This window comes from Neisseria mucosa (assembly GCF_003044445.1).
In the GTDB taxonomy this organism is placed as follows: domain Bacteria; phylum Pseudomonadota; class Gammaproteobacteria; order Burkholderiales; family Neisseriaceae; genus Neisseria; species Neisseria mucosa_A.
Genome location: NZ_POWX01000014.1, coordinates 63,458 through 77,004, shown reverse-complemented (window position 1 = coordinate 77,004; position 13,547 = coordinate 63,458). Strand labels below are relative to the sequence as shown.

The following is a 13,547-nucleotide window of genomic DNA, read 5'->3' as shown; positions in this document are numbered from 1 at the left end:
GTATAGTGGATTAACTTTAAACCAGTACGGCGTTGCCTCGCCTTAGCTCAAAGAGAACGATTCTCTAAGGTGCTGAAGCACCAAGTGAATCGGTTCCGTACTATCTGTACTGTCTGCGGCTTCGTCGCCTTGTCCTGATTTAAATTTAATCCACTATAGCGTCGGCAAGTTTGTCCCAATATCCAAACTTTGCCTTAAACGTCTCAAACCCTTTTGAAATGTTCCCAAACAGGTTTGCAGTTTTCCGGCAGCTCAGGGCACGCGCCGAGGATGCCGCCGCTGAAGTCGTTTAAGCGGTGGAAGTCGCTGCCCGCGCTGGCGAGCATACCGAAGCGTTCTGCCAAAAGCGCGTAGTTGAGGCGGTCGTTTTTACAGCAGTTGCCGCTGTGGACTTCGATGCCTACGCCGCCGAGGTTTTTAAATTCTTCAAACAGATTGCGCTTGGCGGTGGCGGACAAGTCGTAGCGCATGGGGTGGGCGATGATTGCCATGCCGCCCGCGCCGTTGACGGCGGAGACGCAGTCTTCCAGCGTCGCCCATTCGTGGCGGACGGCGCAGGATTTGCCGTCGCCCAAGTATTTGGTGAACGCCTGCTGCTTGTTTTTGACGTGTCCTGCTCGGATGAGGAACTCGGCGATGTGGGTGCGGCTGACCATTTCTTTGTTTGCCGCCAGCGCGAGCGCACCGTCGTATGCGCCGCTGATGCCTTTCTTTTCGAGCTTGTCGGCAATGGCTTCAAGGCGTTTCAGACGACCTTGCCGTACTTGTGCCAACAGGTTTTGCAGGTTTTCGTCTTGTTCGTCGAAATCCAAACCGACGACGTGTATGGTGCGCTCGCGCCAAGTGACGGAGATTTCCACGCCGTTGACGAAACGCAGCCCGAGCTTGCCGGCTTCGGCGCGCGCTTCGGCGATGCCGCCGGTGTGGTCGTGGTCGGTCAACGCCAGCAGCTTGCAGCCGTTTTGATGCGCGAGGCGCACGACTTCGGCGGGTGAGAGCATACCGTCGGAAACGGTGGAATGGCAGTGCAGGTCTATCATGGAGCGTTATGTGTGTGGTGAACAGTGGGCGGGTGCAATATTGTCAGGCGGTGTGGCGACGGGGCAATTTTAAAAACGAGTATATGGCAAATTCAAAGAAAAAGTACCTATGCCGTCATTCCCGCCCAGGCGGGAATCCAGACTTTGATTTGTCAGAAATGTTTAAGGTTAACCGCTATTTCAAACTTCTGGATTCCCGCCTGCGCGGGAATGACGATATGAACGTTTTCAATTTTAATCTACTATAAGAGGCCGTCTGAAAACGCGGTGGCCATCCAGCCGAACCGTTTTCAGACGACCTTTCCGTTCTCTTCGTCTTCCGACCAACCCGCTTCTTTCAATTTCCGCCGTTGCGCGTCGTAGCGGGCTTTATCCGTCCAATAAATCGTCTGTATGCAGGCATCGCCGCAGTCGCTGCCGCAGCATTCCCACGATTCAGGGCGGACGGGTTCGTCTAAAAGCGGCTCGCCCAAGAGGGCTTCGGCTTTATTCTTCAGGGTCGTATCCATCGGCAATTTCCAAGCGCGCGCCGTCAAACTCGATGACTTCGCCGCCGCGTATTTTGGCAGTTTTGCGGGTTTCGGTTTCGCCGTTGCGCAACACCAGCCCTTCGGCGATAAACGCTTTCGCCTGCCCGCCGCTTTCGGCAAGTCCGGCGAGTTTTAACAGGTCGCACAGGGCGATGTATTCGTTGTCTTCGAGATAGACTGTGGCTTCCATGAGGTTTCCTGTGATGGGATTCGGTTCGGATGCGTCAAATTGTAGCATAGGTCGTCTGAAAGCCGTTTCAGACGACCTTTAGATTTTGAAACTACTAGGTAAACGATTCAAAAAAGATAATGACGCAGAATAGGCATTGGCTGTTTTTCAGACGACCTGCCTAGCCACATGGCAATCCGCTTTTTCACGGTTCACAAGAAAATGAAGATAAAACTGACTGATACGCAGATACCTCCTCTTCCACAGAACGGCAGAGGAGGCATTTCATTGCCGGACAGAATTTTGACTTATGGCAAGAGTATGTGAAAAAACGTGAGATCGTCTGAAAAAAACGATTGCCAATTTTTACAGATAGAGTATAGTTCTTAATAACTATTTTTCAGCTAATTCCTTATATCTATCTTACAATCTTGGATAAGTAGTTGCCATTGGGTACTCCGCCCGGCGGCAACATTTTTTTATCCGCAAGGGTTTGATAAATTTTATTCGTTTTATCTGACGAAGGTCGTCTGAAAAACATAATACTTTGAATATTTATAGTTTTTATGGTTATAAATATCAAATAAAAATAAACATTTTACGACAACAGCTTTATCTAGGATCAATCAAATGAACCATTCAAACAAAGAGACACTTTTCAAACTCAGCACCTTGGCGCTCTGTCTTGCCGCGCTGCCGCAAGCCGTTTACGCCGCAGAAGAAGTACAACAGGTGGAATTAAATCAGGTCAATGTGGTCGGCAAAAACCGCAGCCTGCGTACCGAAAATCAAAATAGCTACACCGTATCCGCGATGCGTTCGACTACGGGATTGGTGCTTTCTCCGAGGGAAATTCCCCAATCCGTCAGCGTCATCACCAAAAAACAACTTGAAGATCAAGGCGTGACCAGCCTCGAAGGCGCGTTGCAGAACGCTACGGGTGTCAACGTCTTTAAAAGCGGCGGGCGCACGCATTTCATGTCACGCGGCTATTTTATCGAGCAACTTGAAGAAGACGGCATTGCCACTCAAATCGGTTCGCCCGGCGGATTCGGCTTGGGCGGTCCGTCCGGCGATCCGACCAGCGTAACCGATATAGCGATGTACGACCGCATCGAAGTGGTACGCGGCGCGGCCGGGCTGACGCAGGCAAACAACGAACCGGGCGGCACAATTAACGCCGTCCGTAAGAAACCGACCTCCAAACGCCAGCTTTCCGCCGATTTGACGGCCAACACATGGGGCAAAGTGGGCGGCACGTTTGACGCATCGGGTGCTTTAAGCCCTGAACACGGCCTGCGCGGACGTTTTGTCGGCTCGGTTGGCAGCAACAAAACCTTCCAAGACCAATCCGGCGGTCGCGACATCCTGCTTTACGGCGTGATGGACAAAGACATCGGCGACAACAGCAAGCTCACTTGGGGCGCGAGCTATCTCAACCAAACCAAAACGCCCGACCCCGACGGCCTGCCCATGCGCGCTGACGGCAAAGAATGGAAACGCAGCCGCTACCTCGGCGCAGATTGGAACGAAGCCCGTCTGAAAAAACACAACCTTTTTGCCGAGTTTGAACATTATTTCAACGACAACTGGAAACTGAGCAGCAAGTTGGACTGGCGCAAGAACACCAGTTCAAAAGAATATTACACGCTGGGCGGCACGGGTAACGGCATCGGTACAGACGGCCTGGGGACCACATACAGCTTCGACCGTTACGATGCAGGCAACCGCCAGTTCACTTTCCAAAACAACTTGACCGGCCGCATCTTCGCTTTCGGCCAAAATCACGACCTCTTCTTCATGCACAGCTATTCCAAAGAGAACGTGAACTCAAGCAACCGCTGGTTTGATGACAGCAGTACCTACGACGCAGATGCCTTCAACGGCAGCGAAAAAGCCAAACCCGATTGGGATTCCGCCACAGCCAAAGCCCGTGGCGGCGACGGCCGTTATACTACCCATGCCTTCGGTTTGGGCGCGCGCATCAATCCTACCGACAAACTGCACATCATCGCAGGCGGACGCTATACCAGCTGGAAACGCGACTACTATTGGGATCGCGACTTCAAAGACGGGGTAGCAGGTTCATCAGACTCGCTCAAACGCAACCGCTTCGTTCCTTATGCCGGCATCACTTACGACATCACGCCTAAACAAAGCGTTTACGCCGCCTACACGTCCATCTTCAAACAAACGATGAACCGCGACTACAACGACAACCTGTTGCCGCCGATTATGGGGCGCAACTACGAAATCGGCTGGAAAGGCGAATGGAACGAAGGCCGTCTGAATACTTCCGTCGCCCTCTACCGAACCGACAAAGACAACAACCAACGCGTCAATGCCAAGCCACATCCTTATTGGGAACCGCTGGATCAAAGCAGCCGCGGTTTGGACGCCGAAATCTCCGGCAGCCTGACCGACCGTTGGCAGGTTTACGCAGGCTACACCTTCAACCGCAGCACCAACCGCAACAGTGTCGGCGACAATGTTGAATCGCGCCGAAAAGGCTACAACTTCAGCAGCCATACGCCGAAACATATGTTCCGCTTCTACACCAGCTATGTCCTGCCGGTGGATGACGGCAAATGGACGGTCGGGCTGGGGGTAAAGAGCAGCAGCAAAACCGCCAATTCCTACGGCTCCATCAAGCAAGGCGGCTACACGGTTTGGAACACCAACGTCCAATACCGCCCAAGCAAAAACCTGCAACTGGGGCTGGCGGTCAACAACCTGACCGACAAACACTACTACGAAAACCAATACAGCCGTGCCGCCAACAGCGGCAGCTTCTACGGCGAACCGCGCAACGCCGTGTTCAGCCTGAAGTGGAAGATGTAGCCGCCGTATGAAATAAGACCGTCTGAAAGTACAATCCCGATTTCAGACGGCCTTTCATTATCGATACAAACACACATCCATGAACATCCTCAAAAAATTCTCCCGACTCGCCCGTCCCTTTTGGACGGGGGCGCACGGACGCATCCAATGGCTGATGCTCGCCGTCCTCATCGGCTTCACCCTTTGTTCCATCACCATCAGCGTTTGGATCGCCGCGTGGGACAAACGTTTCTACGACGCACTGGCCGCATTTGACGGCGCGTCCATGCCCGCGCTCATCGTCGAATACCTCGGCTACATGGCGATGATTATCAGCTGCATCGTCTGCGGCGACTGGCTGCAAAAACGCCTCATCTTCCGCTGGCGCACCCACCTGACCGAGCAATTCCAGCAAAACTGGCTCGAAGGCCACAGACACTACCGCCTGCGCCTGACCGGCGAACCCGACAACCCCGACCAGCGCATCGCCGAAGACATCTACCTCCTCGCCGACAAAAGCATCGGACTGTTCCGCTCCTTCATCAATAATATTGCTAAATTCAGCGCGTTCGTCGCCGTATTGTGGACGCTCTCCGGCGTACAGACCTTCAACATCGGCGGGCGCGACATCACCATACACGGCTACCTCGTCTGGGTTGCCCTGATTTATTCCGTCATCAGCACCCTGATTGCCCACCTCGTCGGCCGCAAACTCAAAAACCTCAACATCGACCGCCAGCACCGCGAAGCCGACTACCGCGCCGCCCTCCTGCGCGTGCGCGACCACGCCGAACAAATCGCCTTCTACAACGGCAGTGAAGCCGAAACAGGTCGTCTGAAACAGCGTTACCTCCGCATCCGCGACAACTGGCGTCGTCTCACCAACTGCGAATTCCGCCAAGAAACCTTCTGGGCGACCTATGTGCGCATCAGCATCTTCATCCCCATCCTCGCCACCCTGCCCATGTACCTCGCCAAAACCATGACTTTCGGCGACATGATGCAGACCCGCACATCGTTTGCCCGCGTTCAAGACAGCTTCGGCTGGTTTACCGACTCCTACCGCCGCCTCATCGAATGGGCGGCAGTCGTCGAACGCCTCTCCGGTTTTCAGACGGCCTTGGAACAAGTCGAACAAGAAGGCAGAAGCGCCGCCCGCCCAACGTCCGCATCCACCCCGACTTTAAACAACCACCGCCAAAGCGGCATCCTTGCTCTGCAAAACCTCACCGTCCACACCCAAACCGGCAGCCCCCTGCTTACCGACATCAACCTCGAAGCCCACGCTCCCGAATGGGTATTGCTCGAAGGCAGAAGCGGCATCGGCAAATCCACCCTGCTGCGCGCCCTCGCAGGCTTGTGGCCGTATTACCAAGGCAGCTTCGCCCTTGACGGCAGCCTCCTCTTTCTTCCCCAACGCCCCTACCTCCCCGCCGACACCCTGCGCCACACCGTCAGCTATCCCCACCCCGCCTGCCAAGACGACCGACTCATTCAGACGACCTTGGAACAAGTCGGACTAGGCAGTCCCACGGGGAGGCTGCGCACTCTGAAAGATAATTTAGACGAACCATACGAATGGCACGGCATCCTCTCCGGCGGCGAACAGCAACGCCTCAGCCTCGCCCGCGCGCTGCTGCACAAACCGCAAATCCTGTTCCTCGACGAAGCCACCAACCAGCTCGACGGCGAATCCGCATTAACGTTGATGCAAGTTCTCAAGCAAAACCTTCCCGACACACTCGTCATCGGCATCAGCCACCAACCCGAAATCCAAGCCTTGTTCGGACGTAAAGTTAATTTAAGACCGTTCAACGAGCTTGCAAACCGCTCAGATTAGTAATATAGTTCTTTCTGACTAGTTTTATAGTTCTTTAGGGTTACTTTTTTAAAACTCCTTGGATAGCCTCCGCCAGCTCCCGGCAGGAGGCGTTTTTTTGCCCGGCGTTTTTGTCTGTGCTTAACACATTATAGTGGATTAAATTTAAATCAGGACAAGGCGACGAAGCCGCAGACAGTACAGATAGTACGGAACCGATTCACTTGGTGCTTCAGCACCTTAGAGAATCGTTCTCTTTGAGCTAAGGCGAGGCAAGGCTGTATTGGTTTAAATTTAATCCACTATATTCATGCTCAAATCCGAGAAGTGTTGAGTGTTTACCAGTCCTGCGCCCGCTTCAAGTCGTTCTGCGCCAAGGTGTCGGCGTGTTCGTTGCGGCTTTTGTATTCCCTGTTTTGCAAGATGCTGTTGGCGACGTAGTTTAAATGTATTTTGGCGGCTTCAGCGGCATCGGCAGGGCGGCGTTCGAGTATGGCTTCGTAGATGGCGCGGTGTTGGGCAATCAGCTTGGGGCGCGGGTCTTCGGTTTGGTTGGAATAGATGATGCTGCTGCGCGTCTGGCGGTAGAGCATTTTGAGCAGGCCGCCGGAGAGGTGGCTGAAGAGGATGTTGTGTGCGGCGTCGGCGATGGTTTGGTGAAAGCTTACGTCGGCTTCGCTTTGATGTTCCAAATGTCCGCTTTCGCAGGCGGATTCGAATTTTTGCCGCCAAAAATCAATCCGTTTCAAATCGGCATCGGTGCGCCTTTCGGCAGCCAGCGATGCCATGCAGCCTTCGATGTGGCAGCTGAAATCGAAAACGTCGGTTTCCCAGTTGGTATGTTTGCCAAGCAATTCTTGCCAGCTTTGGAGGAAATCTTGTTGCGGTTTGATGGAAACGTAATAGCCGTCCCCCTGACGCGCTTCCAAAACCTGCCGCGCAATCAGGATGTTCAGCGCGACCCTGACCGAGGGGCGCGATACGCCGAATTCTTCTGCCAACGTGCGTTCGGGCGGGATTTTGCCGCCTTCTTCGTAAACGCCCGTCGCAATCCTCTCTTCTAATATCGACAATATTTGGTCGCTGATTTTTTGTGGCCGAACCAGTTTTGTCATTTTAATTCCCTCATTTCCCTCATGTTTTCTGTATGGAGAAGACTCAAATCCGATAATGTGGTGTGGCAGGTCGTCTGAAATGGCAACCTGCGTCAAAATTGGCATGACCAATGTCGCCCGTATTCTAATTACCGCCCCGTATCCCGTCAATATGGACGATTCTAACCGAATGTGTTTCAAAATTACATCAGGCTACATTTTTACACTTCGTATAATGATTTGTTTTATTTAAAATTAAATAACGAGTTTGCGCCGATGTAGCAAGGTCGTCTGAAAAAATAATTGACTGCCATATTAAAGTTTCGTAAAGTGTCCCCCGTTCTCAAAATTGGTTTCACCAATTTAGGAAAGTATATTAGAAAAATATTCGGAGATTTTCCCAATGGAAACTTGGATTCAAAACTATACCGCAGTGGGCGGCAGCCTATATTTGACGGCAGCCGTCGCCCTCCTGCCCATTATCTTTTTCTTTGTCGCACTGACCGTCCTGAAGCTTAAAGGCTATCAGGCGGGGCTTTATACGCTTCTGATTGCGCTTGGCGTTGCCGTATTAGGTTTCGGAATGCCTGCTGGCATGGCGGTTTCTTCCGCGCTGTACGGCTTCGCTTACGGTTTGTGGCCGATTGCATGGATTATCGTTACTGCCGTGTTCCTGTATAAAATTACCGTGAAAACAGGGCAGTTCGACATCATCCGCGCTTCCGTGATTTCGATTACCGAAGACCAACGCCTGCAAATGTTGCTGGTCGGCTTCTCCTTCGGCGCATTCCTCGAAGGCGCGGCAGGCTTTGGCGCGCCGGTGGCGATTACCGCCTCGTTGTTGGTGGGCTTGGGCTTTAATCCGCTTTACGCCGCCGGTTTGTGTTTAATTGCCAATACCGCGCCTGTGGCTTTCGGCGCGATGGGTATTCCAATCCTGGTTGCCGGTCAAGTGTCTAACCTCGACCCTTACCACATCGGTCAGGTCGCTGGCCGCCAACTGCCGATCCTGTCGATTATCGTTCCTTTCTGGCTGGTCGCCATGATGGACGGTATGCGCGGCATACGCCAAACTTGGCCTGCCGTATTGGTAGCGGGCGTGTCTTTCGCCGTGACCCAATTCATTACCGCCAACTTCATCGGCCCCGAGTTGCCTGACGTTACCTCCGCACTGGTCAGCTTGGTCTGTCTGTCTGCCTTCCTGAAAAAATGGCAGCCTAAAGAAATCTTCACCTTCAACGGCATGAAAAAACCGTCCGAGCGCAAAGCGGGCGAATACACTGCCGGACAAATCATCAAAGCCTGGTCTCCTTTCGCCATCCTGACCGTTTTCGTCAGCGTGTGGACGATTAAGGGCGTTAAAGAGGCTTTGGGCGTTGCCACCATCAAATTCGACTGGCCGATGCTGCACAACTTGGTACAAAAAGCCGCGCCCATCGTCAGCGAACCGACACCATACGCTGCCGTGTTCAAAATCGACCTCCTCGGCGCAGTCGGCACGGCAATTCTGTTTGCTTCCATCGTTTCCGCCGCTTTGCTGAAAATGAAACCTTCCGAAGCTGTCGGCACCTTCTTTGAAACGCTCAAAGAACTGCGCCTGTCCATCCTGTCCATCGGCTTGGTACTCGGCTTCGCATTCGTGGCAAACTATTCAGGTCTGTCGTCCACATTGGCACTCGTCCTCGCCGCCACTGGCACCGTATTCCCGTTCTTCTCGCCGTTCCTCGGCTGGCTGGGCGTATTCCTGACTGGTTCGGACACTTCCGCCAACGCGCTCTTCGGCTCGCTGCAAGCCAGCACCGCGCATCAAATCGGCGTCGTGCCTGAGTTGACCGTTGCTGCCAACACCACCGGGGGCGTGACCGGCAAAATGATTTCGCCGCAATCCATCGCCATCGCCTGCGCGGCAGTCGGTCTGGAAGGTAAAGAATCCAACCTGTTCCGCTTCACTGTGAAACACAGTTTGATTTTCTGTACCTTCGTCGGTCTGCTGACCCTGCTGCAAGCCTACGTCTTGCCGTGGACGCTGATTTTCTTCAATAAATAAGCCTATCGGTTTGAAATGAAAAAGGTCGTCTGAAAACCAATTTGGGTTTCAGACGACCTTTTCGTTGTGGGTTGCAAATACCAAGATGCGGAAGGTTTCATTTGAGCCTGCGATATAGCTATAGTGGATTAAATTTAAACCAGTACGGCGTTGCCTCGCCTTGCCGTACTATTTGTACTGTCTGCGGCTTCGTCGCCTTGTCCTGATTTAAATTTAATCCACTATAATTTAATCCACTATAATTTAATCCACTATACGATAAAAATTCGACAGAAGGCTTGAATTAAGGTCGTCTGAAACGTTATGCTTGCCGTCTGTATTCCAATTTTTACCCGAAAGCAAAACCATGAGCAAAACCGTCCATTATCTGAAAGATTACCAAACGCCTGCCTACCGTATTCTCGAAACCGACCTGCATTTTGATATTGCCGAACCGCAAACCGTCGTGAAATCCCGTTTGACGGTCGAGCCGCAGAGGGTGGGGGAGCCGCTGGTGTTGGACGGTTCGGCGAAACTCTTGTCCGTCAAAATCAACGGGGCGGCGGCGGATTATGTGTTGGAAGGCGAGACGCTGACGATTGCGGGCGCGCCGTCCGAACGCTTCACCGTCGAAGTGGAAACCGAAATCCTGCCGGCGGAGAATAAATCGCTGATGGGGCTGTATGCTTCCGGCGGCAATCTGTTTACCCAGTGCGAGCCGGAGGGCTTCCGCAAAATCACGTTTTACATCGACCGTCCGGATGTGATGTCCAAGTTCACGACCACCATCGTCGCGGACAAAAAACGCTATCCCGTTTTGCTTTCCAACGGCAACAAAATCGACGGCGGCGAGTTTTTAGACGACCGCCATTGGGTGAAATGGGAAGACCCGTTTGCCAAGCCGAGCTATCTGTTTGCTTTGGTCGCGGGCGACTTGGCGGTCACGGAAGACCGTTTCACCACCATGAGCGGCAGGAACGTCAAAATCGAGTTTTACACCACCGAAGCGGACAAGCCCAAGGTCGGCTTTGCCGTGGAATCGTTGAAAAACGCGATGAAGTGGGACGAAACGCGCTTCGGTTTGGAATACGACTTGGATATTTTCATGGTCGTCGCCGTGGGCGATTTCAATATGGGCGCGATGGAAAACAAGGGTTTGAACATCTTTAACACCAAGTTCGTCCTCGCCGACAGCCGCACCGCCACCGATACCGATTTCGAAGGCATCGAATCTGTCGTCGGACACGAGTATTTCCACAACTGGACGGGCAACCGCGTGACCTGCCGCGACTGGTTCCAGCTTTCGCTGAAAGAAGGGCTGACCGTGTTCCGCGACCAAGAATTTTCCGGCGACCGCGCCAGCCGCGCCGTGCGCCGCATCGAAAACATCCGCCTGCTGCGCCAGCACCAGTTCCCCGAAGACGCAGGCCCGACCGCCCATCCGGTGCGCCCCGCCAGCTATGAGGAGATGAATAATTTCTACACCATGACCGTTTATGAAAAAGGCGCGGAAGTGGTGCGGATGTATCACACCCTGCTCGGTGAAGAGGGCTTTCAGAAAGGCATGAAGCTCTATTTCCAACGCTACGACGGACAGGCAGTGACCTGCGACGATTTCCGCGCGGCGATGGCGGACGCGAACGGCATCAATCTCGACCAGTTCGCCTTGTGGTACAGCCAAGCGGGCACGCCCGTTTTGGAAGCGGAAGGTCGTCTGAAAAACAATATTTTTGAGTTAACCATTAAACAAACCGTGCCGCCTACGCCCGATATGGCGGACAAGCAGCCGATGATGATTCCCGTCAAAATCGGGCTGCTGAACCGCAACGGCGAAGCGGTGGCATTTGATTATCAGGGCAAACGCGCAACCGAAGCCGTGTTGCTGCTGACTGAAGCCGAACAGACCTTCCCGCTCGAAGGCGTAACCGAAGCCGTCGTTCCCTCGCTGCTGCGCGGGTTCAGCGCGCCGGTGCATCTGAACTATCCGTACAGCGACGACGACCTGCTGCTCCTGCTCGCCCACGACAGCGACGCCTTCACGCGCTGGGAAGCCGCCCAAACGCTCTACCGCCGCGCCGTCGCCGCTAACCTTGCCGCGCTTTCAGACGGCGTCGAGTTACCGAAACATGAAAAACTGCTTGCCGCCGTCGAAAAAGTCATTTCAGACGACCTCTTAGACAACGCCTTCAAAGCCCTGCTTTTGGGCGTGCCGTCCGAAGCCGAACTGTGGGACGGCGCGGAAAACATCGACCCGCTGCGCTACCATCAGGCGCGCGAAGCCTTGTTGGATACGCTTGCCGTCCACTTCCTGCCGAAATGGCACGAATTGAACCGTCAGGCGGCGAAGCAGGAAAACCAAAGCTACGAATACAGCCCCGAAACCGCCGGCTGGCGCACGCTGCGCAACGTCTGCCGCGCCTTTGTCCTGCGCGCCGACCCCGCGCACATCGAAACCGTTGCCGAGAAATACGGCGAAATGGCGCAAAACATGACCCACGAATGGGGCATCCTGTCTGCCGTCAACGGCAACGAAAGCGATACGCGCAACCGCCTGCTGGCGCAGTTTGCCGACAAGTTTTCAGACGACGCGCTGGTGATGGACAAATATTTCGCCCTCGTCGGCTTAAGCCGCCGCAGCGACACCCTGCAACAGGTTCAAACCGCCTTGCAGCATCCGAAATTCAGCCTCGAAAACCCCAACAAAGCCCGTTCGCTCATCGGCAGCTTCAGCCGCAACGTCCCGCATTTCCACGCAGAAGACGGCAGCGGCTACCGCTTCATCGCCGACAAAGTCATCGAAATCGACCGCTTCAACCCGCAGGTTGCCGCCCGTTTGGTGCAGGCGTTCAACCTCTGCAATAAGCTCGAGCCGCACCGTAAAAACTTGGTGAAACAAGAATTGCAGCGCATTCGGGCGCAGGAAGGCTTGTCGAAAGACGTGGGCGAAATCGTCGGCAAGATTTTGGATTGAGGCATCATCGAAATAGACGGATTCCGCATTCTTTTGAACACACATACCTAATCGTTAAGCCCGTAAAAAAAGGCGAATGATTGCGCCTTTCTCAAACGAAGGTGCTAGTGTATGGGTATGTTGATTGTCATTGCTGCCATTTCGATGTAGATGAAAAATCATGATTGAGAAGCGGGAGTAACAGTTGCTAGACTAGAAATCTCAGCAAAAATAAAAGGTCGTCTGAAAACGTACAATATTTGTTTTCAGACGACCTTCTTGTATGCAGTTCGTTATTTTTGCTTACGCAGTTGCGGGTGGTTTTTCAGATTGTCCAAGAGGATGTCGATCACACGCGGTGCGGTTTGGGCGAGATCAAAATTTTTGCCGGACGAGAGCCAACGCCAAATCAGACCGTCCAGCGTCGATTTGATGAAGATGACCGCCATGTCGGTATCCAAATCTTCGGATAAGGCATGTTGGGCGATGGATTTGGTCAGAACTTCGGTAATTTTTTCGCGCCAAATGGATTGATGTTTATGCGCGATGTCGATGACCGCGGCGTTCTGATCGGTGTGTTCGCATTTTAAAAACAGGATGCTGTGGAATTTATAGTGGATGTCGTTGGTTTGCAGACGCGTGAAAAAGTGCATCAAGGTGCGGCGGAAAAGCGGCCACTCTTGTTCATTGCTATCAGCTGCGTCCTGATGCATACAGTTTTCGATGTCGTCGCAAATGCGTTGGAAGAGGGCGTCGAACAAGTCTTCTTTGTTTTTGAAATGCCAATACAAAGCGCCGCGCGTGACGCCGGCGGCTTGGGCGATTTCGTTGAGGGAAGTGCGCGCGATGCCTTTTTGGTGGAAGGTTTCCAGCGCGGCGAGCATTAAATGTTCTTTGGTTTTAAGGGCTTCGGTTTTGGTTTTCCGCATGATGCCTGTTTCAAGTTAAGTGGAATGTTGGGGATTATAAAAAATACTTTGTATCCATGCAAGCATGTATGTATAATGACGCCTGTAATTGAGATTGGCTCTCAAATATAAACTCTTTTTTTCAGACGACCTGCTTCAGATATTGAAGCAGGCGATTGTTGTTTTCGGAA

At 53.2% G+C, this 13,547-nt stretch carries 9 protein-coding genes; 4 read left to right on the top strand and 5 right to left on the bottom strand.

All coding sequences use genetic code 11. From position 1 onward, the window contains the following. Positions 1-203: 203 nt before the first annotated feature. The 3 genes from DBY90_RS08890 to DBY90_RS08875 all read right to left on the bottom strand — a co-directional run bounded on the left by DBY90_RS08890 (position 204) and on the right by DBY90_RS08875 (position 1,760). The gene (locus DBY90_RS08890; RefSeq protein WP_070491634.1) at positions 204-1,040 is read right to left on the bottom strand and encodes a PHP domain-containing protein; all 837 of its coding nucleotides are present in this window, start codon (positions 1,038-1,040) and stop codon (positions 204-206) included. Between the two features lie 290 nt (positions 1,041-1,330). Continuing rightward, positions 1,331-1,549: a hypothetical protein gene (locus DBY90_RS08880; protein WP_003741604.1), complete on the bottom strand. Its 219-nt coding sequence runs from the start codon at positions 1,547-1,549 to the stop codon at positions 1,331-1,333. Continuing rightward, positions 1,527-1,760, bottom strand: a complete 234-nt coding sequence (locus DBY90_RS08875; protein WP_002221492.1) for an RNA-binding S4 domain-containing protein — start codon at positions 1,758-1,760, stop codon at positions 1,527-1,529. The genes DBY90_RS08880 and DBY90_RS08875 overlap by 23 nt, the downstream gene beginning before the upstream one ends. 609 nt (positions 1,761-2,369) lie before the next feature. Here DBY90_RS08875 and DBY90_RS08870 point away from each other — a divergent pair. Further along, a complete protein-coding gene (locus DBY90_RS08870; RefSeq protein WP_070492559.1) occupies positions 2,370-4,580 on the top strand; it encodes a TonB-dependent siderophore receptor in 2,211 nt (736 codons plus the stop codon). 79 nt (positions 4,581-4,659) lie between these two features. Further along, a complete protein-coding gene (locus DBY90_RS08865) occupies positions 4,660-6,399 on the top strand; it encodes an ABC transporter ATP-binding protein/permease (RefSeq protein WP_107987032.1) in 1,740 nt (579 codons plus the stop codon). Between the two features lie 317 nt (positions 6,400-6,716). Here DBY90_RS08865 and DBY90_RS08855 read toward each other — a convergent pair whose 3' ends face one another. Continuing rightward, a complete protein-coding gene (locus tag DBY90_RS08855) occupies positions 6,717-7,493 on the bottom strand; it encodes a FadR/GntR family transcriptional regulator (protein WP_070866070.1) in 777 nt (258 codons plus the stop codon). Between the two features lie 382 nt (positions 7,494-7,875). On the opposite strand from DBY90_RS08855, the gene DBY90_RS08850 reads away from it, so the two are divergent. Together DBY90_RS08850 and pepN are read left to right on the top strand one after the other, a co-directional pair. Further along, the gene (locus DBY90_RS08850) at positions 7,876-9,519 is read left to right on the top strand and encodes a lactate permease LctP family transporter (RefSeq protein ID WP_107987030.1); all 1,644 of its coding nucleotides are present in this window, start codon (positions 7,876-7,878) and stop codon (positions 9,517-9,519) included. Positions 9,520-9,865: 346 nt separating this feature from the next. Next, positions 9,866-12,469, top strand: a complete 2,604-nt coding sequence (pepN, locus tag DBY90_RS08845; protein WP_049228087.1) for an aminopeptidase N — start codon at positions 9,866-9,868, stop codon at positions 12,467-12,469. A 272-nt stretch (positions 12,470-12,741) separates the two neighbouring features. Here pepN and mtrR read toward each other — a convergent pair whose 3' ends face one another. Then, positions 12,742-13,377, bottom strand: a complete 636-nt coding sequence (gene mtrR, locus DBY90_RS08840) for a multidrug efflux system transcriptional repressor MtrR (RefSeq protein WP_049228086.1) — start codon at positions 13,375-13,377, stop codon at positions 12,742-12,744. Positions 13,378-13,547: the final 170 nt, after the last annotated feature.

Excerpts from the sequence above, each read along its gene's own strand:
- DBY90_RS08865 (WP_107987032.1), top strand. The coding sequence starts at position 4,660 with ATGAACATCCTCAAAAAATTCTCCCGACTCGCCCGTCCCTTTTGGACG.
- DBY90_RS08855 (WP_070866070.1), bottom strand. The coding sequence starts at position 7,493 with ATGACAAAACTGGTTCGGCCACAAAAAATCAGCGACCAAATATTGTCG.
- DBY90_RS08890 (WP_070491634.1), bottom strand. The coding sequence starts at position 1,040 with ATGATAGACCTGCACTGCCATTCCACCGTTTCCGACGGTATGCTCTCA.
- DBY90_RS08880 (WP_003741604.1), bottom strand. The coding sequence starts at position 1,549 with ATGGATACGACCCTGAAGAATAAAGCCGAAGCCCTCTTGGGCGAGCCG.
- pepN (WP_049228087.1), top strand. The coding sequence starts at position 9,866 with ATGAGCAAAACCGTCCATTATCTGAAAGATTACCAAACGCCTGCCTAC.
- DBY90_RS08850 (WP_107987030.1), top strand. The coding sequence starts at position 7,876 with ATGGAAACTTGGATTCAAAACTATACCGCAGTGGGCGGCAGCCTATAT.
- DBY90_RS08875 (WP_002221492.1), bottom strand. The coding sequence starts at position 1,760 with ATGGAAGCCACAGTCTATCTCGAAGACAACGAATACATCGCCCTGTGC.
- mtrR (WP_049228086.1), bottom strand. The coding sequence starts at position 13,377 with ATGCGGAAAACCAAAACCGAAGCCCTTAAAACCAAAGAACATTTAATG.
- DBY90_RS08870 (WP_070492559.1), top strand. The coding sequence starts at position 2,370 with ATGAACCATTCAAACAAAGAGACACTTTTCAAACTCAGCACCTTGGCG.